This is a genomic window from Azospirillum sp. SYSU D00513, from assembly GCF_017356015.1.
Taxonomy (GTDB): domain Bacteria; phylum Pseudomonadota; class Alphaproteobacteria; order Azospirillales; family Azospirillaceae; genus Azospirillum.
Window position 1 is genome coordinate 94,384 of sequence record NZ_JAFIQV010000020.1, and the last position, 18,682, is coordinate 113,065.

General features: G+C 68.0%; 21 protein-coding genes. 9 read left to right on the forward strand and 12 right to left on the reverse strand.

The genetic code is table 11. The features are described from left to right. Window positions 1-58 precede the first annotated feature (58 nt). The 7 genes from JUB11_RS16290 to JUB11_RS16320 all read left to right on the forward strand — a co-directional run bounded on the left by JUB11_RS16290 (window position 59) and on the right by JUB11_RS16320 (window position 5,253). Entirely contained in the window at window positions 59-919 is an 861-nt protein-coding gene (locus tag JUB11_RS16290; RefSeq protein ID WP_207459621.1) for a D-amino-acid transaminase, read from the forward strand. Further along, on the forward strand, window positions 916-1,662 hold the full coding sequence (locus JUB11_RS16295) for an HAD family hydrolase (protein ID WP_207459622.1): 747 nt from the start codon (window positions 916-918) through the stop codon (window positions 1,660-1,662). Before JUB11_RS16290 ends, JUB11_RS16295 begins: the two co-directional genes overlap by 4 nt. Before the next feature lie 59 nt (window positions 1,663-1,721). Beyond that, on the forward strand, window positions 1,722-1,970 hold the full coding sequence (hfq, locus tag JUB11_RS16300; RefSeq protein ID WP_035675971.1) for an RNA chaperone Hfq: 249 nt from the start codon (window positions 1,722-1,724) through the stop codon (window positions 1,968-1,970). Window positions 1,971-2,022: 52 nt separating this feature from the next. Continuing rightward, complete coding sequence (hflX, locus tag JUB11_RS16305; RefSeq protein WP_207459645.1) at window positions 2,023-3,282, forward strand: GTPase HflX; 1,260 nt, start codon at window positions 2,023-2,025, stop codon at window positions 3,280-3,282. Window positions 3,283-3,507: 225 nt separating this feature from the next. Further along, window positions 3,508-3,768 (forward strand): hypothetical protein, encoded by a 261-nt coding sequence (locus JUB11_RS16310; RefSeq protein WP_207459623.1) that lies wholly within the window; start codon window positions 3,508-3,510, stop codon window positions 3,766-3,768. A 124-nt stretch (window positions 3,769-3,892) separates the two neighbouring features. Continuing rightward, window positions 3,893-4,405, forward strand: coding sequence for a hypothetical protein (locus tag JUB11_RS16315; RefSeq protein WP_207459624.1), 513 nt, complete (start codon window positions 3,893-3,895; stop codon window positions 4,403-4,405). Window positions 4,406-4,467: 62 nt separating this feature from the next. Further along, window positions 4,468-5,253, forward strand: coding sequence for an inositol monophosphatase (locus tag JUB11_RS16320; protein WP_348771450.1), 786 nt, complete (start codon window positions 4,468-4,470; stop codon window positions 5,251-5,253). Between the two features lie 28 nt (window positions 5,254-5,281). Here the strand turns inward: JUB11_RS16320 and mazG are convergent, their stop codons facing one another. The 12 genes from mazG to JUB11_RS16380 all read right to left on the reverse strand — a co-directional run bounded on the left by mazG (window position 5,282) and on the right by JUB11_RS16380 (window position 15,663). After that, window positions 5,282-6,088 carry a nucleoside triphosphate pyrophosphohydrolase gene (gene mazG, locus JUB11_RS16325; RefSeq protein WP_207459626.1) on the reverse strand — a complete coding sequence of 269 codons (807 nt, stop codon included), beginning with the start codon at window positions 6,086-6,088 and terminating at the stop codon, window positions 5,282-5,284. Between the two features lie 190 nt (window positions 6,089-6,278). Next, window positions 6,279-6,752, reverse strand: coding sequence for a type II toxin-antitoxin system VapC family toxin (locus JUB11_RS16330; protein WP_207459627.1), 474 nt, complete (start codon window positions 6,750-6,752; stop codon window positions 6,279-6,281). After that, window positions 6,749-7,036, reverse strand: a complete 288-nt coding sequence (locus JUB11_RS16335; RefSeq protein ID WP_207459628.1) for a type II toxin-antitoxin system Phd/YefM family antitoxin — start codon at window positions 7,034-7,036, stop codon at window positions 6,749-6,751. The genes JUB11_RS16330 and JUB11_RS16335 overlap by 4 nt, the downstream gene beginning before the upstream one ends. Window positions 7,037-7,229: 193 nt before the next feature. Beyond that, window positions 7,230-7,475, reverse strand: a complete 246-nt coding sequence (locus tag JUB11_RS16340) for an AbrB/MazE/SpoVT family DNA-binding domain-containing protein (RefSeq protein ID WP_207459629.1) — start codon at window positions 7,473-7,475, stop codon at window positions 7,230-7,232. Between the two features lie 100 nt (window positions 7,476-7,575). Continuing rightward, window positions 7,576-8,382: an MBL fold metallo-hydrolase gene (locus tag JUB11_RS16345; protein WP_348771448.1), complete on the reverse strand. Its 807-nt coding sequence runs from the start codon at window positions 8,380-8,382 to the stop codon at window positions 7,576-7,578. After that, window positions 8,379-9,179 (reverse strand): TatD family hydrolase, encoded by an 801-nt coding sequence (locus JUB11_RS16350; RefSeq protein ID WP_207459630.1) that lies wholly within the window; start codon window positions 9,177-9,179, stop codon window positions 8,379-8,381. Before JUB11_RS16350 ends, JUB11_RS16345 begins: the two co-directional genes overlap by 4 nt. Before the next feature lie 2 nt (window positions 9,180-9,181). Further along, a complete protein-coding gene (gene metG, locus JUB11_RS16355; protein WP_207459631.1) occupies window positions 9,182-10,741 on the reverse strand; it encodes a methionine--tRNA ligase in 1,560 nt (519 codons plus the stop codon). Between the two features lie 51 nt (window positions 10,742-10,792). Beyond that, complete coding sequence (locus tag JUB11_RS16360; RefSeq protein WP_207459632.1) at window positions 10,793-11,911, reverse strand: DNA polymerase III subunit delta'; 1,119 nt, start codon at window positions 11,909-11,911, stop codon at window positions 10,793-10,795. After that, entirely contained in the window at window positions 11,908-12,546 is a 639-nt protein-coding gene (tmk, locus tag JUB11_RS16365; RefSeq protein ID WP_207459633.1) for a dTMP kinase, read from the reverse strand. Before tmk ends, JUB11_RS16360 begins: the two co-directional genes overlap by 4 nt. 43 nt (window positions 12,547-12,589) lie before the next feature. Then, window positions 12,590-13,744, reverse strand: a complete 1,155-nt coding sequence (locus JUB11_RS16370) for a D-alanyl-D-alanine carboxypeptidase family protein (protein ID WP_207459634.1) — start codon at window positions 13,742-13,744, stop codon at window positions 12,590-12,592. A 62-nt stretch (window positions 13,745-13,806) separates the two neighbouring features. Further along, complete coding sequence (locus JUB11_RS16375; protein ID WP_348771449.1) at window positions 13,807-14,673, reverse strand: septal ring lytic transglycosylase RlpA family protein; 867 nt, start codon at window positions 14,671-14,673, stop codon at window positions 13,807-13,809. Window positions 14,674-14,865: 192 nt separating this feature from the next. Then, window positions 14,866-15,663: a YdcF family protein gene (locus JUB11_RS16380; protein WP_247887099.1), complete on the reverse strand. Its 798-nt coding sequence runs from the start codon at window positions 15,661-15,663 to the stop codon at window positions 14,866-14,868. A gap of 246 nt (window positions 15,664-15,909) precedes the next feature. Here JUB11_RS16380 and JUB11_RS16385 point away from each other — a divergent pair, with 246 nt between their 5' ends. Further along, on the forward strand, window positions 15,910-17,868 hold the full coding sequence (locus tag JUB11_RS16385) for a HAMP domain-containing methyl-accepting chemotaxis protein (protein WP_207459636.1): 1,959 nt from the start codon (window positions 15,910-15,912) through the stop codon (window positions 17,866-17,868). Window positions 17,869-17,931: 63 nt separating this feature from the next. Then, a complete protein-coding gene (locus tag JUB11_RS16390) occupies window positions 17,932-18,534 on the forward strand; it encodes a Uma2 family endonuclease (protein ID WP_207459637.1) in 603 nt (200 codons plus the stop codon). Window positions 18,535-18,682: the final 148 nt, after the last annotated feature.

Sequence of the window (18,682 nt, forward strand, 5' to 3'; positions counted from 1 at the left end):
TGCCGTTTCCTCCGCCCGCCGCTTTTCCGAACCGCCAAACGAAGGCACCTGAACAACCATGGCTCGATGGGCTTACGTCAACGGCCGCTATCTTCCGCACGACCGCGCCGCCGTGCATGTGGAGGACCGCGGCTTCCAGTTCGCCGACGGCGTGTATGAGGTGGTCACGATCGTGGAGGGGCGCTTCGCCGACCTGGACGGCCACATGGAGCGGCTGGGCCGCAGCCTGGGCGAGCTGCGCATCGCTTGGCCGATGGCGCCCCGCTCGGTCGAGTTCATCCTGCGCGAACTGGTCCGCCGCAACGGCATCGTGAACGGGTCCGTCTATCTCCAGGTCACGCGCGGCCAAGCGCCGCGCGACTTCCGCTTCCCGGAGAAGGCGCGCCCGACGCTGGTCGTGACGGCCAAGCGCGCGGCCTCCTTCGCCACGCCGGCTCAGCTCGACCAGGGCGTGTCCGTCATCTCCATTCCCGATATCCGCTGGGCCCGGCGCGACATCAAGACGGTCGGGCTGTTGGCACAGTCGATGGGGAAGCAGCAGGCGGCCGAAGCCGGAGCGTTCGAAGCGTGGATGATCGATCCCGATGGCACGGTCACGGAAGGCTGCTCATCCAACGCCTGGATCGTGACCCCCGGCGGCGTCCTGACGACGCGCCCCCCGTCCCACAGCATCCTGAACGGCGTGACCCGGCTGGCGCTCCTGCGGCTGGCGCGCGAGCGCGGCATCCCGGTGGAGGAGCGCGCCTTCACGCTGGAGGAGGCGCTCGCCGCGCGGGAGGCCTTCCTGTCCTCGGCCGGAACCTTCGCCATGCCGGTCACCCGCATCGACGGCAAGCCGGTCGCCGGCGGGCGGCCCGGTCCGGTGACCATGGCCTTGCGCCAAGCCTATCTCGACTCCGTGGCGGGGACTGCCCAATGACCGATCCGATCCGACCCGAAGACATCCGGCAGGATGCGATCAGCCTGCCGCGCGCCGTGCTCTACGACTGGGACAACACGCTGGTCGACAATTGGGGGACCGTGCGGGCGGCGCTGAACCATGCCCTGGTCAGCTTTGGCCACGAGCCCTGGACGGAAGCCGAGGCGCGCGTGCGCATCAAGCAATCCCTGCGCGACAGCTTCCCCCGCCTGTTCGGGGAGCGTTGGACCGAGGCGCGCGACCTCTTCTACGCCTATTTCGAGGCACATCACTTGGAGTACTTGCGCCCTCTTCCCGGAGCGGAGACCCTTTTGCGCGTCCTGGCTGAGCGGGGGGTCTATCAGGGGGTGGTGTCGAACAAGAACGGCCGCTTCCTGCGGGCGGAGGCGGACGCGCTGGGCTGGACCGGTTATTTTGGCCGTCTGGTCGGCGCCCAGGACGCCGAGCAGGACAAGCCGCACTGCGCCCCGGTCCATATGGCGCTTGCCCCGGCGGGCATCCCGCCGGGGCCGGACGTCTGGTTCATCGGCGACGCCGACATCGACATGGAATGCGCCCATGGGGCCGGGATCGTGCCGGTGCTGATCGGGGCCGGGGAGGGCAGCGGCTTCGAACGGTTTCCGCCGGCCCACCGGCACGCCGACTGCGACAGCGTCTCTGGCCTGATCGGGACGATTGGTGCTACCATTCCACTGCAAAGCTTGGCTGAGAGGTTGGAATCCGGGACAACGCGTAAAGAGTAGAAAAAGCGGCGGATCCTCAACGAAGGGTCCCAAAAACATTCAAGAAGGGGGCGACAAAAATGTCCGAAAAAAGCCAGAACGTGCAGGATGTATTCCTGAACCACGTCCGAAAGAACAAGACTCCCGTAACCGTCTTTCTTGTGAACGGCGTCAAACTTCAAGGAATTATCACCTGGTTCGACAACTTCTCGGTCCTTCTGCGGCGCGACGCGCATTCGCAGCTGGTCTACAAGCATGCCATTTCCACCGTGATGCCGGCGCATCCGATCCAACTCTTCGAGCCGCCCAAGGAAGGTGAAAACGTCTGAGCATCCGACCAATGGCGAGGGTCCGGGGCCTGAGGGCACCGGCCGCGCCATCGTGGTCCACCCCGTCCTCCGCCTTCCGGCGGACGGGACATCGCGCCCTCCCGAAGCCCGTCTCGAGGAGGCGGTGGGCCTGGCGCTCGCCATCGACCTCGAAATCCTGCACGCCGAATGCGCGCGGGTAAGCCGTCCGCAGCCCGCGACGCTGCTGGGCTCCGGCACGGTTGAGCATTTCGCTGAAATCGTCGAGCAGAGCGGGGCGACGATCGTCGTCGTCGATCATGCGCTCACGCCCATCCAGCAGCGCAATCTCGAGAAGGCGCTGAAGACCAAGGTCATCGACCGCACCGGACTGATCCTGGAGATCTTCGGCGCGCGCGCCCGCACGCGCGAGGGCCAGCTTCAGGTCGAGCTGGCGGCGCTGAGCTACCAGAAGTCGCGCCTCGTGCGGTCCTGGACCCACCTGGAGCGGCAGCGCGGCGGCTTCGGCTTCCTGGGCGGCCCCGGCGAATCGCAGCTCGAGATGGACCGGCGCCTGATCGGTGACCGGATCATCAAGATCAAGAAGGAACTGGAGGAGGTCCGGCGCACCCGCGGCCTGCACCGCAAGGCGCGCGCCAAGGTGCCCTATCCGGTGGTGGCCCTGGTCGGCTACACCAACGCCGGAAAGTCCACCCTGTTCAACCGGCTGGCCAACGCCGACGTCTTCGCCAAGAATCTGCTGTTCGCCACGCTCGACCCGACCATGCGGCAGGTGACGCTGCCGTCCGGTCGCAAGGTGATCCTGTCGGACACGGTGGGCTTCATCTCCGACCTGCCCCACGACCTCGTCGCCGCCTTCCGCGCCACGCTGGAGGAGGTGGACGCGGCGGACATCATCCTGCATGTCCGCGACATCGCCCATCCCGACACCGACGCCCAGAAGGCCGACGTGCATGAGGTGCTGGGCGGGATGGACATCCACCCGGAAGAGGACGACCGGGTGGTCGAGGTGCTGAACAAGCTGGACTGCCTGGACGAGGAGAGCCGGCAGGCTGTTCTGGCCCAGACCGCCCGCAACCCGCGTGCGGTCGCCGTCTCCGCCCTGTCCGGCGAGGGAATCGACGCGCTCGACCACCTGCTCGACGAGCGGATGAACGCGCACAGGCAGGTGGTGGAGCTGTCCGTCGAGCTGGAGGATGGTGCGGCGCTCGCCTGGCTCTACGCCCGGGGCGAGGTGCTGGAGCGGCGGGACGACGAGACCAGCGCGCATCTTCAGGTCTCGCTCGATCCGGCCGACCTGGCCCGGTTCGAGAAGCGCTTCGCAGGCGGCTGAGGCCGGACCTGTGGAGGGACAAGGGGAGGGACAAGGGGAGGGGCGGGCGCTCCTCCCCGCGCGCTCGGGCGAGGCCTGTACGAAAGGCGTAGGCGGCGCCATAGGTCAGGGGCAACTCCACAACCAAAAGTGCGAGCCCCATTGACCGTAAGCGCGATGGTTTTCCCCCCTCCGATTTCGCATTGTGGGCAGGCACAAAGCGCGCTCTCGGGAGGAGATACACCAATGCGACTGCAAACGGATCCGTCGCGCTTCTCGATTACGGCTTTCCTGTCGGACCAGGTCACCTTGGTGGCACGCCATGAAGACCTGTCGCCCGGCGCCGCCCTTTTGAAATTGCAGGAACTGTCCCGCGACGGCATCGGCCGCGCGCGGCTGATGGAGATCATCCGCCAAGCCGGCGAGCGGGAAAAGGACCCCGCCGAACTGAGCAAGATCGAAGCCATCCAGACGGAAATCGCGGCCTGGACCAGCTACGCCGCCTGAGGACCGATACGCTCGCGGAAATCCGGGCCGTGACAACGGCTTCCGCGCCGGAGATTGGGCATGGTGGGAAAAGGGATGTGGATCCATAATGGGGCCACATCCCTTTTTTTGTCATAGCCCTACCGTGCGCCTTCCCACTCTCATCGCCGCCCTGCTGCTCGCCGCCGCCCTGCCGGCGCGGGCCGAACGCGCGCTGCCCCCGCCGGGACTTGTGGAGGAGTTGGAGACGCTGCCTGAGGATCCCCTGCCGCCGGAGCCCGAGGAGCTGCCCGAAGCGCCCATCGGGCCGCTGGTGACCGCTCCCGACGCGAACGGCCTGCTGACGGAATGCAAGCAGGACTATTTCACGGACTGCTACCGGATGTGGGAGCCTCCGGCCCCGCCGCCCGAGCCGGAGAAGGCCAAGGGGACGGGCGCGCCTTCCGCACCGGATCCCGCCGCACCGCTTCAGCCCGCCCGCGGCGGCCCGCTGGACGCGCCGCCGCCCGGCCCGACGCCCGCGCAGGCGGCGGCCGACCGTGCCACTTATGAGGCGTTGATGCAGGCCCTGAAAGCCACAGGTTTGGAGGGCAAGATCCTCGTTTCCGACCCTCCCAAGGCGGCCGAGGCCCGTCCGCCCGCCACCACACAGAAATAACCGGTACAGCCCCCGCGATGCTCACTTTCAAAATGCCGGATATCGACCGCGTTTCATCCCTGATGAGGGACGTGGCCGAAACCGAAATCCTTCCCTATTTCCGCGATCTCGCGAACGCCGGCATCCGCGAGAAGAACGGCCCGGCCGATCTCGTCACGCTGGCCGACGAGGCCGCCGAACGGGTCCTGACGCCCCAGCTCGCCGCACTGCTCCCCGGCAGCACGGTGCTGGGCGAGGAGGCGGCCTCGGCCGATCCCCGGCTGCTGGAGCGTGTGAAGGGCGACGCACCCGTTTGGATCATCGATCCGGTGGACGGCACGCACAACTTCGCCCACGGCAAGCCGCTGTTCGCCGTGATCGTGGCGCTTGTGTGCCGGGGCGAGACGCTGGCCGGCTGGATCTACGACCCGAACAACGGCCGCCTCGCCACCGCCGTGAAGGGGGAGGGCGCCTGGCTCGACGGCAAGCGCGCCCGCGTGGCGCCGCCGGTTCCCGTGGACCGCATGGCGGCCGCCCTGTCGCCGCGCAACTGCACGGAAGAGATCTCGCTGAAGGTCCAGGAGGGCAGCAAGGGGGTCGGCCAGTATTTCTATCTGGCGAGCGCCGCGCAGGAGTATCTGCGCCTGCTGGATGGCAGCCTGCACGCCACCATGTACCATCGCCTCATGCCCTGGGACCACGCGGCCGGCGTGCTGATGCACGCGGAGGCCGGCGGATATGCGGCGATGCTGAACGGCACGCCCTACAATCCCTCGGTGACGGGCGGCGGCCTCATGATGGCCCCGGACGAGGCGAGCTGGTGGGCGCTGCATCGGCACATCTTCGGCACCGACACCCGGTTCGACTGACCGGCGGCGGCGGAAAGGGCGGCGCGGCTCAGGCGCCGCGCTCCTCCATTTTCGCCCGCATCCAGAGGGCTTCCATCTCATCGAGCGTCGCCTCGCCCGGCGTCCGGCCCTGTTCGGCGAGCAGCGCCTCGATGCGGTGGAAGCGGCGTTCGAACTTGGCGTTGGTGCCGCGCAGGGCGGATTCCGGCTCGACCTTCAGGCGCCGGGCGAGGTTGACCACAGCGAAGAGCACGTCGCCCAACTCGTCCGCGACCCGTTCCGGGGCCGACCCCGAATCCATCTCGGTCCGCAATTCCCGGATCTCCTCCTCGATCTTGTCGAGGATGTCGCGCGCGTCGGTCCAGTCGAAGCCGACCCGCGCGGCGCGGTTCTGCAGCTTGAGCGCGCGGGTGAGGGCGGGGAGCCCGGAAATGACGCCCTCCAGCGCGGAGGGCGTGCGGCCTTCCTCGGCGGCCTTGGCGGCGCGTTCGGCGGCCTTGTGCTCCTCCCAGCGTGAGGTCTGCTGGTCGGCCGTGTTCACTTCGTCCGGCCCGAAGACGTGGGGATGGCGCCGGATCATCTTGTCTGTGATGACCCCAGCAACCTCGTCGAAATCGAACAGCCCATCCTCGCGCGCCATCTGCGTGTAATAGACAACCTGGAAGAGCAGGTCGCCCAGCTCCTCGCGGAGCGCCGGCATGTCCTTCTTCTCGATGGCGTCCGCGACCTCGTAGGCTTCCTCGATGGTGTGCGGGACGATGGTGGCGTAGGTCTGCTCCAGGTCCCAGGGGCAGCCCCCGTCCGGATTGCGCAGGCGGGCCATAACCTCGATGAGCCGGTCGATGTTGCGGGCCATGTTCGTCCCTGGGGAGTGGTTGACGGAGCGCCCGACCTTAACGGAGGGAATGGAGAGTGGGAAGGTGGCCCGTAGGCGTGGCTGCCCGCGGACTTGGCCATGGCTTGTCGCATGGCATGGGCCGTTGCGGAGAATGACGTGGGGCAGGAGCAAGCCGCTCAACCGGCGGCACAAGGTCGCATAATCAGTGTTATGGAAAATAACTGGACGGTAATTCGAGAGGATGGTCGATGGGATCGTCTGTCCAAGGATTGAAGATGGCGGCTCCGGTGCCCTGGACGTGACGGACATTCCTCGTGACCAGATACAGCCGATGCTCAATCGCCGTCGCGGCAAGCAGCGTGTCCACCACCGAGGGCGAGTGACCGCTCATGCGCTTGATCTCTCCGCTAATTCTGCCCCAGCGCCTAACGACCGCATCGTTGACCGACAGAACACGATCGGCAAAGCGCTGCTCGAGGGCCGCCAACGCAGCGGAATGGCGGGTCCGCGCACTGTCATCCGGCGCCAGATTGTGGATGCCCTTGTCATACTCTCCGAGTGTGAGGACGCTCAAAAAGAAGGTTCGCTCCCTCTGAGACGCTGCCCACGCCAACACTCTGGGGTCGCCTCGGCGGCTAACAAGTTCCGCGATTACATTGGTGTCGAGAAGCCATCCGATCATAGATCAACATTTCGCCCCTTGTCGGCCTCGCGGGTGAGGTCCAGGCCATCCAGTTCCAATCCCTGCATGAACGCGACAAATGGAACATCGGCGCGCGGTTCGGTCATGCGCCGCCAATCTTCGACGGAAACAATCATGACGGCTTCTTTACCGCGCAAGGTTATACGCTGAGGACCGTCTGAACGCGCCCGCCGGACAACTTCACTGAATTGTGCTTCGGCGTCTTCCAACTTCCAATCCGGACGCCTGCCGTGCTCCCGGCCATGAATCTGATCCACACTCATGCACCGTCTCCTTGCTTGCCGCCCCGTGAATGCCGAGCCTCGTTCGGTCTGTCCAAAACTGGCCATTCATAATCCGACTGATTGAAATATAGGCGCTTGCGTCAGGACGGCACGCCGCGTCGATGACCTTCAACCAACGAAGGAAAACATAAGCGCTTCCGCATGGCTACCGAATGATGCTCATCCGGTTCCGTCAAAAGTCCTCGCCGCCCCGGGTCAGCGCCCGGATTTCGTCGCGGCTGAGGCCGGCCTGCGTGCCGCCCGCGTAACCGCCGCTTTTGGAACGGCGCGCCTCGGGCAACGCGTCGGTGCGGGAGAGACGGATTCCACCGTCCTCGGTGATTTCGAACTCGACGGCGCCGCCCGGCTCAAGCCCCAGGTGATCGCGGACCCATTTGGGAACGGTCACCTGCCCCTTGTTCGTCACCTTGCTCGGCATTCCGTCCCCGTGTTCGCTTGCGTCGTTCAAACCAACCGCCGTCCGCGTGCGAGGGAATTTACGGAAGCGCGGCCTTCACGGGTGCGCGGAAAATCGGACATCAAAGCGCGATGCGAAGTCCGTCGTAGGCGGGCTCGACCCCGGAGGGCAGCCGGCGGAGCAGGGTGTCGTAATCCATGCTCTGGTCCATGTGCGTCAGGTAGGCAAGCTTGGGCTTGACCCGGTTGATCCACTCCAGGGTCAGGTCGAGATGCGCGTGGACCGGGTGCGGTTCCAGGCGCTGGCAATCGACGATCCAGACCTCGGTGCCTTCCAGCGCTTCGAAGGCCTTCTCGTCCAGGCGGACGACGTCAGTCGAATAAGCAAACTTTCCAAAGCGGTAGCCGACGGACTTCGACCAGCCATGGTCCTGTTCGAAGGACCGGATCTCCAGGCCTCCGATGTCGAGCCGGCGCTCCAGCGGATGGTCCACCAGCACCGGCCGGTAGAAGCCCTCGTTGCTCGCCTTGGGCGGGCGGAAGCAATAGCCGAAGCGGGTCTTGATGTCGTCCAGATGCTCCGGCAGGCCATAGACGTCCAGGGGCGCCATCCGCCGCCGGCAGATCTCGCGCAGGTCGTCGATGCCGTGGCAGTGGTCGCCGTGGGCGTGGGTCCAGAGCACGGCATCGAGATGGGACACCTCCGCCGCCAGAAGCTGCTCGCGCAGGTCGGGCGAGGTGTCGATCAAAATGCTCACTCTGCCCTGCCCGCCCCCGGAGGCGTCCCCGCCTTCACCCTCGACCAGGATCGAGGAGCGCAGGCGCCGGTTTTTCGGGTTCGCCGGATCGCAATTGCCCCAGTCCGGGCCGACCGCCGGCACCCCCCGGGAGCCGCCGCAGCCCAGGACGGTGACCCGCAGTCCGCTCACGCGGCGGCCTGCGCGGTGGAGCCGGCCCGGTCGAACAGCCGGAAGAAATTCTCCGTGGTCCGGCGCGCCAGCTCTTCCGGGCTGACGCCCTTCACCTCGGCCACGCAGGCCGCCGTGTGGGCGACGTAGGCGGGCTCGTTCCGTTTGCCGCGGTAGGGCACGGGCGCCAGGTAGGGCGCGTCGGTCTCCACCAGGATCCGGTCCATCGGCACGTCCCGGACGATGGCGCGGAGATCCTCCGATTTTTTGAAGGTGACGATGCCCGACAGCGAGATGGACAGGCCGTAATCCAGCGCGTCCTCGGCCAGTTGCCGGCCCGAGCTGAAGCAGTGCAGCAGCCCCTTCACCGGCGGGCCGCCAGCCGTCTCCTCGCGGACGATGCGCATCGTGTCCTCGTCCGCGTCGCGGGTGTGGATGACGATGGGCAGGCCGGTCTGCCGGCAGACGCGCAGGTGGCGCCGGAAGCTCTCCTGCTGCAGGTCGCGCGGGCTCTTGTCGTAGAAATAGTCGAGCCCGCTCTCGCCGATCCCGATCACCTTCGGGTGCCCGGCCAGCTCCAGCAGCCGCTCCTCCGTCGCGTGCTCGAACTCCTCCGCCGCCTGGTGCGGGTGGACACCGAGCGTGCAGTAGACGTCGTCGTACCGCTCGGCGATCGCGCGGATGCGGTCGAAGCGCGAGACGTAGGTGCAGATGGTCACCATCCGTCCCACCCCGGCCTGACGCGCGCGCTCGACCACCGCGTCCAGCTCCTCGGCGAAGTCCGGGAAGTCGAGGTGGCAGTGACTGTCGACCAACATGATCATTCGCCCTTGGTTTCTTCCACATAGCGGGGGAACACGCCCTGCGGCGCCGGGAGCGGCGTCCCCGCCTTCAATGCCCCGCCCTCGCCCAGACGGCCGAAGCCGCGCTCGTCCGGCCCCAGCGCCAGCTGGTCCAGGATCTTGGACGAGGCGTCCGGCATGACCGGCTGGGTCAGGATCGCCAGATGCCGGATCGTTTCGGCCAGCACGTAGAGCACCGTCGCCATGCGCGCCGGGTCGGTCTTCTTCAGCGCCCAGGGGGCCTGCTCGTCCACATAGCGGTTGGCGTCGCCGACCACGGCCCAGATGGCGTCCAGAGCCTTGTGGAAGGCTTGGGCCTTCAGCTCGCCGCGCACCGTGTCCAGCAGGGCATGGGCGGCGCCCAGCAGTGCCTGATCGGCCTCGGTGAAGGGACCCGGCTGCGGGACGGCGGCCCCGCAGTTCTTGCCGATCATCGACAGGACGCGCTGCACGAGGTTCCCGTAATCGTTGGCGAGATTGCCGTTGACCCGGTTGACCATCGCCCGGTGCGAGAAGTCGCCATCGTTGCCGAAGGGAACCTCGCGCAGCAGGAAATAGCGCGTCTGGTCGAGCCCGTAGGTGTTGACCAGCGTTTCCGGCGCGATGACGTTGCCCAGCGACTTGGACATCTTCTGGCCCTCGATGGTCCACCAGCCGTGCGCGAAGACGCGGCGCGGCGGGGCCATCTCGGCGGCCATCAGGAAGGCGGGCCAATAGACGGTGTGGAAGCGCAGGATGTCCTTGCCGACCATGTGCAGGTCGGCCGGCCAGCGCTTCGCGAACTCGCTGCCCTCGCCCATCTCCGGATAGCCAACGGCGGTGATGTAGTTCACCAGCGCGTCGAGCCAGACATACATGATGTGCTCGGGGTTGCCGGGCACGGGGATGCCCCACTTGAAGGTCGTGCGGCTGACCGACAGGTCCTTCAGCCCCGACTTCACGAAGGCGATCACCTCGTTGCGCTTGCCGGCCGGTGCGATGAAATCCGGGTTCTTCTCGTAGAACTCCAGAAGCCGGTCCTGCCAGGCCGACAGGCGGAAGAAGTAGGAGGGCTCCTCCACCCATTCGCACTCGGCGCCGGTCGGGGCGATCTTCTTGCCCGACGGCGTGGTGGTCAGCTCGTCCTCGCCGTAGAAGGCCTCGTCTCGGACCGAATACCAGCCGGCGTAGGAGCCCAGATAGATCTCTCCGCGCTCCTCCAGCCGGCGCCAGAAGGCCTGGGCGGATTCGACGTGGCGCTTCTCCGTGGTGCGGATGAAGTCGTCGTTGGAATAGTTCATCAACGACACGAGATCGCGGAAGTTCTTCGACACGCGGTCGGTGAAGGCCTGCGGCTCGACGCCCGCGTTCATCGCGGACTTCTCCACCTTCTGGCCATGCTCGTCGGTGCCGGTCAGGAACTTGACGTCGTAGCCGTCGAGGCGCATGAAGCGGGCAAGCACATCACAGGCCAGGGTCGTGTAGGCGTGGCCGATGTGCGGCACGTCGTTCACGTAATAGATCGGCGTCGTGAGATAATAGGTCTGCGACCCGGCCATTGTCGGTGCTCTCCCGAGGGTTCATCGTCCGGCGGCGATCCGCCGGTTCAGTCAGCTGGCGGCCGCTTCGAGCGTCGCAAGGGCGTTCAGGACGACCTGCTTGCGGTCAAGATTGGCGGATTCCGCGCGCGCGAACAGGCGCTGCGTCTTTTCCCACACCTCCACCCATCGTTCAAGGCCGCGCGCGTTCGCCAAACGGGTCATGAGGGCGGCCTCGCCGGGCACGACCTCCGCCGGCCAGGCGCCGCGGGCCAGAGACCGGGCGAAACGGGCGAGCCACCACACCAGCAGGCCGGTCGCCGTTTCATACAGGCCGTCGTCCTGCTTGCGCGTCAGCTTGTCGCCGAAGGCGTGGGCCGCCGCGATGTCGAGCCGCGGCAGGGTGCCCAGCAACTCCAGCAGTTCGCGGTAGAGGCCGAGCCCGCCGGCGTCGGCGAGGTCCGTGGCACGGCCGACGCTGCCCTCGGACAGGCGGGCGAGCGCCGCCCGGTCCTCGGGACCGAGGTCGGGGCGCTGTGCCGCCAGCAGCTCCATGACCGTGCCTTCCGGAAGCGGGTTCAGCGTCAGCTTGCGGCAGCGTGAGCGGATGGTCGGCAGCATGCCGCCGGGATTGTCGCTGACCAGCAGCAGCAGGGCGCCGGGCGGCGGCTCCTCCAGGATCTTGAGGATCGCGTTCAGGCCGCTGAGATTCATACGGTCGGCGCCGTCGATGACGGCGACGCGCCAGCCGTCCTCGGCCGAGGTCTTGCGCAGGAAGGGGCCTATCTTGCGGACGTCGTCCACGGCGATGTCGCGCTTCAGCCGGTCACGCTTCTCGTCGCGCTGCCGTTCCACCGTCAGCAGGTCGGCGTGCCCGCCGGCGGCGACGCGCCGGAAGACCGGATGGTCCGGCTCGATCCGCAGGCTGGAGGGCGGTGGCGGCGCGCCGAACAGGCCCATGTCGCCCCCCTCCCCGCCTTGCGACAGCACGAAGCGCGCGAAGCGGAAGGCGAGCGTCGCCTTGCCGATGCCCGGAGGTCCGCCGATCAGCCAGGCGTGCGGAAGCCGGCCCGAGTTCCAGGCGTCGAGCAGGATGCGCTCGCTGTCCTCGTGGCCGAACAGGTCGGGATTGGCGCGCGGCGGGATTCCGTGGACCTCGCTGCCGGCCGCTTCGGCGCGGGCGCGGCTCATGGGGCCGGAACCGGCAGGCGGCGGGACACCGCGTCGGAAATCGCGGCCTGGACGGCCTCGATCGGCTGGGCGGCGTCGATCACGGCGCAGCGCTCCGGCTCCCGCCGGGCGATGTCGAGGAAGCCGTCGCGCAAGGCGCGGTGGAAGGAGAGGTCCATCCGCTCGTAGCGGTCCTCCCCTCCGTGCCGGGCCGCGGCGCGCGCCAGCCCCTGCTCGACCGGCAGGTCGAGGATCAGCGTCAGGTCGGGCCGGAAATCGCCGAGCGCCAGTCGCTGGAGGGAGCCGATGAAGTCGCGCCCGAGGCCGAGGCCATAGCCCTGGTAGGCCATCGTGCTGTCGAAGAAGCGGTCGCACAGCACCCAGGTTCCGGCGTCGAGCGCGGGCCAGACCGTCCGTTCCAGATGGTCGCGGCGGGCGGCCGTGTGCAGCAGCGCCTCGGTCGTCGGGCTCCAGCGTCCGGTCTCGCCGGACACGAGCAGGGCGCGGATCTCCTCCGCGCCTCCGGAGCCGCCCGGCTCCCGCGTGACGGCGGTTTCGATCCCGCGCGCCGACAGCGCCTCGGCGAGGCGGCGGAGCTGGGTGGACTTGCCCGCCCCCTCTCCGCCTTCCAGTGTGATGAAGCGGCCGCGTGCCATCCCCTGCCCTGTTCCAGCCAGACCCGTCGTCAGGCCCTGACTATCAGGAATCGGCGCCGAAGACGAGGTACTTGGCCGCCGACAGGGCGCGCCCGACCATGCCCAGCTCCGCGACGTCCTGGGCGGCCACCACCGGCACCTCCTTGCCCGGGAAGCCGGGAGCGGTGATCACCAGCTTGCCGACCACGTCGCCCTTCTTGACCGGAGCCACCACCGGCTTGTCGCTGACCAGGGCCACCTTCATGTTGGGGCGGTCGGCGCGCGACATGGTGACGGCGAGGTTGTCCGCGACCGTGACCGGCACGGTTTCGGTCGCGCCCTGCCAGACCGGCATCTGCTCGATCGTGTCGCCGTTCTTGAACAGCGCGTAGGAGGCGAACTCTCGGTAGCCCCACTCGATCAGGCGGGCGGATTCGTCCGCGCGGGCCTGCATGCTGGGAAGGCCGTTCACCACCAGGATCAGGCGGCGGCCGTCGCGTTCGGCCGAGGCGGTCAGGCCGTAGCCGGCGATTTCCGTGTGGCCGGTCTTCATGCCGTCGACGCCCATGCCGCGGTACAGAAGCGGGTTGCGGTTGCCCTGCTTGATGCCGTGATACTGAAAGTCACGGATCGAATAGAAATGGTAGTGTTCGGGGAAGTCCTTGATCAGCCGCTCGGCCAGGATCGAAAGGTCGCGCGCCGTCATGTAGTGGTTCGGGTCCGGCCAGCCGGTGGCGTTCACCAGGTTGGTGTTCTTCAGGCCCAGTTCGCGGACGCGCTTGGTCGTGCGCTCGGCGAAGGCGCGCTCGGAACCGGCCAGCCCCTCGGCCAGCACGATGCAGGCGTCGTTGCCGGACTGGACGATCACGCCCTTGAGCAGATCCTCGACCCTGATGTTGTTGTGCAGCTCCACGAACATCTTGGAGCCCTGCATCCGCCAGGCGTTCTCGGTGACCGGCATGGTGCTTTCCATGGTCACGCGGCCTTCCTTGATGGCCTCGAACACCATGTAGGCGGTGGCGATCTTGCTCATCGAGGACGGGGCCATCCGCTCGTCGGCGTTCTTCTCGAACAGCACGGTGTCCGAGGTCATGTCGATGAGGATGGCCTGCTTGGCGATGGTCTCGATGCTGGCGGCCTGTGCCGGCAGGCTCAATGCCGCGGTGAACATCGCGGCCGCCAGCCCAAGAGCGGCCCGGGTGCGGACAACAGCCATCATAATGACTCCCTTTTCAACAACGCATGCACCTGGGACGGCGGATCCGGCCCTCTCCCAGGGGATCAATCGACGATGATTTTGGCGTCGGTAAGGCCGACGTCCAAAAGGCGGTTCAGGAGGGCGTCGGCGGCGCCGACGTCCCTCATCGGGCCGACGCGGACGCGCTGCAGCGTCTGCCGGCCGGAAACGGTCTTGGTCACGCTCGCCTGCTGCCCGAGGGCGGCGAGCCGGGCGCGGGCGCGGCTCACGGCCTCGGCGCTGCCGAAGGCGCCGGCCTGCACGTAGATCTGCGCGCCCGGCCGCACCGGACGCTCGGTCACGACCGGCGCCGGCAGGAAGCGCCCGCCGACCACGCCGCCCGGAACGCTGCCGGGCGGCGGGATGTCCGTCGCCAGGATCGCCGTAGGCACGGGTGCCGCCATTCCGCCGGCCATCTCCACCCGGGCACGCGGGGCGGCCTGCGGCGCCGGCCCGTCGCTTTCCGCCAGGATCGCGGCCGGCGTCCCCCGCCGCGCCGCGGCGGCGATCGTGCGGGTTTCATCGGCCAGGATCTGGACGCGGACCTTGGCAGTGCCGGCGGCCTCGAAACCCAGGAGCTGGGCGCCGCGCCGAGACAGGCCGATGACGCGGTTGTTCGCCGACGGGCCGCGGTCGTTCAGCCGCACGACGATGGAGCGGCCGTTGTCGAGGTTGGTGACGCGAAGGAGGCTGGGAAGCGGCAGCGTCGGGTGCGCGGCCGTCAACTCGTTCTCGTCGTGGATCTCGCCGTTGGCCGTCGCCTTCCCCTTGACGTCCGGCCCGTACCAGGACGCGATGCCGGTCTCGTCATAGGTGAAATCCTCGGACGGATAGTGCCAGACGCCCTTGATCTGGTAGGGCTTGCCGACCTTGTAGACGCCGCTCGTCGGCAGCCCGGAAGCGGGCGCCACGGGCTTTTCCGCGCAGGCGGCAAGCGACAGGACGCCCAAAAGAGCGATTGCCCCTCGCAGCCCACGGACACGGCGCATCGAACCAACCCCTGCTTCAAGAATGCGGCGCACTCTAGACGAGTTGGATCCCCCCGCCAATGGGGTGAGGGCCATATCCCAAGGAAGTCGCAGGCCCCTATCCGCCCGGCCGGGTCAGGGGGCCGGAAACAGCGAGGGCGTGCGGCCCATGGCGCGGTAGGAGGCGAGTCCGATCCATTCGCGCACGCCATCCGTCAGGAGACTCATGTTCTTGAGGAACTCGAAGCGCAGCCGCGGAAGCCCGTGCGGGCGCGTGCGGTAATCCACGGGGTGGGCCAGCACCGGCCATGCGACCTGCCGGAAAATCCCGACCGACCGCGGCATGTGCATGGCCGAGGTCACGAGCAGCCAGGTCTCGCCGGCGGCGGGGTTCACGAGCCGGCGGCTGTAGACGGCATTCTCCCAGGTGTTGCGCGATTCGCTTTCGAACAGGACCCGGTCGGTGTCCAGCCCGGCTTGGCGCAGGGCGCCGAGGGCGGCGGCCGTTTCCCGGTGATGTTCCTCCTGCCCGCCCAGCACGCCGGAACCGCCGGTGAAGACCAGCTTGGCATCCGGGTAGCGGCGGCCGAGTTCGGCGAAGGCGAGGAGCCGTTCGGCCGCGTCGTTCACCGAGGGCTCGTCCCGTTCGAGCGCCAGCGGCGGGTTCACGGCGCCGCCCAGCACGATGATCCCGTCCACCCGCTCCGGCAGCTCCGCGCGCGGGAACCGTTCCTCCAGCGGCATGACGACCCAGGAGGACAGGCCCGTCGTCGTGACGGCGAGTGTGGCCAGCGTCGTCAGGACGAGCAGCCCCTTTCCGATCCGCTGGAGCGGGCGCAGGAACAGTGACAGCGTGCCCGCCGCCAGCACGAGGACCAGGAGGTTGCCGGGCGAGGCCACCGCCCAGAACAGCTTCGAAACGACGAAGGACAAGCGCCCTCTCCCCTTGTTCCCGATGATGCCCGATGAGGACGCCACGATACGGGGGCAGGATCTGCCTGCCCAGCTTGACCTTAGGTGCATGCCGAAGGCGCGGCGGCGCCGGGCCGCACCGTGCAACAAAAACGCCACGGGTCTGCAACATGGCCGTCTTGACCTTGGCGGTACTGTCCGCGGCGCGGCCGTTCCCCCTGTGGGAACGGCCGGCCTTTGCCATTTCCGAGGAAGGACCGGACGGCCATGCTGTCGAACATCTCCATTGGGACCCGCATCGCGCTTCTGGTCGCGGGCGCGCTCGTCACGCTCGGCCTGCTCGGCGGGACCGTCGCGATGGGAGCCCGGCGGGTGTTCGACGCGGCGGCCGAGCTGGAGCGGTACCGGGAGGTCCATGAGCAGACCTCGCTGGTGGAACGGCGGGCCAGCCGGTTGCGCGTCCAGGCCCTGCGCTTCGTCGCGGAGAGGGACGCCGAGGCCGCGGGATCCTTCGAGGGCACCGTGACGGAGGTCGCCGGTCTTCTGTCGGACATCCGGGGCGGGTCGGCGGGGCTGCTTCCCGGGGATGAGCTGGACAGCCTGTCCGACGGCGTCGCGGCGGTGAAGGAGCGGTTCGGCGCGGTGGTCGCCGCGGCGACCACGCTCGGTCTCACCGACGCGGATGGGCTGCGGGGCAGCCTGCGCGCCTCGGCCAAGGCGATCGAGGACGAGCTGAAGCAGTGGCCGAACGCCGACAAGCTGATCGGGCGCATGGAGTCCATGCGCAAGATGGAGAAGGACTTCATCATCTACCAGGACGAGGGGATGCTGTCCGGTCACCGGAAGGCCTTCAACGAATTCACCTTCTTCCTGGCCGATGCCGGCATGGACCCGGCGACCCAGACGAAGCTGGAGACGCTGGCGCGCGGCTACCGGGCCGATCTGGCCAAGTTCGTGGAGGGCACCTCCGCCTTCCGGAAGGAAGCCGCCACCTTCAACGAAGCCTTCCAGGCGCTCGGCCCGCGCTTCGACTCCCTGCTGGAGGCCGCGAAGGCCGGCATGTCGGGCGCGGTCGCCACCCAGAACGCCGTCCGCGACGAGGTCGTCCGCAACATCCTGCTGGCCGGCTCGGCCTTGCTGTTCGCCTTCATCCTCGTCAGCCTGTTCGTCGCGCGCAGCATCACGACGCCGATCCGGCTGATCGAGGCGGTGATGGAGCGGCTGGCCGGGGGCGACCGCGCGGCGACGGTGCCGGGCACGGCCCGGCGCGACGAGATCGGGGCGATGGCGCGCGCCGTCGCGGTCTTCCGCGACAACCTCCAGCGCAATCAGGAATTGGAACTGGAGGCGCGGGAAGCGGAGCGCCGCGCCGAGGAGGAGCGCAAGTCTGCCCTGCGGGCGGTCGGCGAGGATTTCGACGGTGCCTTCGACCGGGTGCTGCACACGGTAAGCGGTGCGGCTGATCAGATCCGCACCGGTGCCTACATCCTGCGCGACACGGCGGAGAAGATGCGCCTCCAGGCGCTCGACACCGCAGAGAAGGCCGACCAGACCTCCAGCGTCGTCGGCATCGTCAACAGCGTGTCGCGCACGCTCTCCGGCTCCATCGGGGAGATCGGCGGGCGGGTTTCCACCACCGGCACCGCCGTGCAGCGGGCCGTCGAACGGGCGCGCCAGAGCGACACGGCCGTCCGCGCGCTGGCCGACAGCTCGCAGCGCATTGGGGAGATCGTGAAGCTCATCAACGGCATCGCTGGCCAGACCAATCTGCTGGCGCTGAACGCGACCATCGAGGCGGCCCGTGCGGGCGAGGCCGGAAAAGGCTTCGCGGTGGTCGCCAGCGAGGTGAAGAGCCTGGCGAACCAGACCGCCAAGGCGACCGAGGACATTGGCGCCCAGGTCTCCGCCATCCAGGACGCCACCGCCGACGTCGTCGATGCCATCCAGGCCATCCGCAACACCATCGAGGAGGTCGAGGGCCTGTCGCTGGAGGTGTCCGCCGCCGTTTCCCAGCAGCTCGAACAGACTCGCGAGATCGTCGGCGCCGTCGACCGCGCGACCCACAACGCGCAGGAAGTGTCGGAAAGCGTCAGCACCATGGCCATCACCGCGGCGGAGACCGGCAAGTCCGCCGTGGAGATGATCTACTCCGCCGGGCGGTTGGGGGAGGAGCTGAAGCAGCTGGAAAACGACGCCGACCGGTTCGTGGCATCGATCAAGGGGTGATGCCGGCCCGGCCCTCCTCTGTTAGGATCCCCGCGTGCCGACGCGCTCGCAGGGAGGGGCCGCATGGGGGAAGCCGCACGGAAACGGCCGGTCACCACGGTCGAGGAGTTCCTGGAACTCGAATTCGGCGATGACCGCCGTTATGAGCTGATCGACGGCGAGGTCGTGGCCCAGGCGTCGCCCTCCCCGGAACACGGCACCATCCAGTCCGCGCTCGACCGCCACATCGGCAATGCGCTCGACGCGCGCAACAAACGCGACGGCATGCGCTGCCGCTCCCTGACCGAAGCCGGCATTCCGACTCCGCTGGACCCGAAGCACAATTGGAGGCAGGCGGACATCGCGGCCACCTGTGAGCCGCATGTGCCGGGGAGCCGTTTCACGACCGCGCCCACACTGCTCGTGGAAATCCTCTCCCCCGAGGATGAGGCCAAGCAGCGGGCGAAGCTTCACGTCTACGGCGCGCTGCCTTCCGTCCGCGAGATCCTGTTCGTGGACAGCCGCTGCATCCGCGCGGAAATCCACCGCCGCCAGCCCGACGGGACATGGCCGTTGGAGCCCGAGATCGTGGTCGGGGACGAGCCCTTGCGGCTGGAAAGCTGCGGCCTGGAAGTTCCCCTGTCGGCCTGCTCCCCGTTCCTCGACCTGCCGGTCGGCGAGCGCTGAAGGACGGCCCTGTTCGAAAACCAAGAAGGGCGGAGACCGCGGTCTCCGCCCTCCCCTTTGTGCGCCCAGCATGGGCGTTCTCTTGTGGGTGCAAGTCCCATCGTAAGCTGATCACGGCGAGCGAAGTGAAGCGCAACTGCGGAAGGGC

What these genes read in the sequence shown, in the direction of transcription:
- JUB11_RS16290 (WP_207459621.1), top strand. Translation starts at nt 59, where the DNA reads ATGGCTCGATGGGCTTACGTCAACGGCCGCTATCTTCCGCACGACCGC.
- JUB11_RS16295 (WP_207459622.1), top strand. Translation starts at nt 916, where the DNA reads ATGACCGATCCGATCCGACCCGAAGACATCCGGCAGGATGCGATCAGC.
- hfq (WP_035675971.1), top strand. Translation starts at nt 1,722, where the DNA reads ATGTCCGAAAAAAGCCAGAACGTGCAGGATGTATTCCTGAACCACGTC.
- JUB11_RS16310 (WP_207459623.1), top strand. Translation starts at nt 3,508, where the DNA reads ATGCGACTGCAAACGGATCCGTCGCGCTTCTCGATTACGGCTTTCCTG.
- JUB11_RS16320 (WP_348771450.1), top strand. Translation starts at nt 4,468, where the DNA reads ATGAGGGACGTGGCCGAAACCGAAATCCTTCCCTATTTCCGCGATCTC.
- mazG (WP_207459626.1), bottom strand. Translation starts at nt 6,088, where the DNA reads ATGGCCCGCAACATCGACCGGCTCATCGAGGTTATGGCCCGCCTGCGC.
- JUB11_RS16330 (WP_207459627.1), bottom strand. Translation starts at nt 6,752, where the DNA reads ATGATCGGATGGCTTCTCGACACCAATGTAATCGCGGAACTTGTTAGC.
- JUB11_RS16335 (WP_207459628.1), bottom strand. Translation starts at nt 7,036, where the DNA reads ATGAGTGTGGATCAGATTCATGGCCGGGAGCACGGCAGGCGTCCGGAT.
- JUB11_RS16340 (WP_207459629.1), bottom strand. Translation starts at nt 7,475, where the DNA reads ATGCCGAGCAAGGTGACGAACAAGGGGCAGGTGACCGTTCCCAAATGG.
- JUB11_RS16350 (WP_207459630.1), bottom strand. Translation starts at nt 9,179, where the DNA reads ATGTTGGTCGACAGTCACTGCCACCTCGACTTCCCGGACTTCGCCGAG.
- metG (WP_207459631.1), bottom strand. Translation starts at nt 10,741, where the DNA reads ATGGCCGGGTCGCAGACCTATTATCTCACGACGCCGATCTATTACGTG.
- JUB11_RS16360 (WP_207459632.1), bottom strand. Translation starts at nt 11,911, where the DNA reads ATGAGCCGCGCCCGCGCCGAAGCGGCCGGCAGCGAGGTCCACGGAATC.
- tmk (WP_207459633.1), bottom strand. Translation starts at nt 12,546, where the DNA reads ATGGCACGCGGCCGCTTCATCACACTGGAAGGCGGAGAGGGGGCGGGC.
- JUB11_RS16370 (WP_207459634.1), bottom strand. Translation starts at nt 13,744, where the DNA reads ATGATGGCTGTTGTCCGCACCCGGGCCGCTCTTGGGCTGGCGGCCGCG.
- JUB11_RS16385 (WP_207459636.1), top strand. Translation starts at nt 15,910, where the DNA reads ATGCTGTCGAACATCTCCATTGGGACCCGCATCGCGCTTCTGGTCGCG.
- JUB11_RS16390 (WP_207459637.1), top strand. Translation starts at nt 17,932, where the DNA reads ATGGGGGAAGCCGCACGGAAACGGCCGGTCACCACGGTCGAGGAGTTC.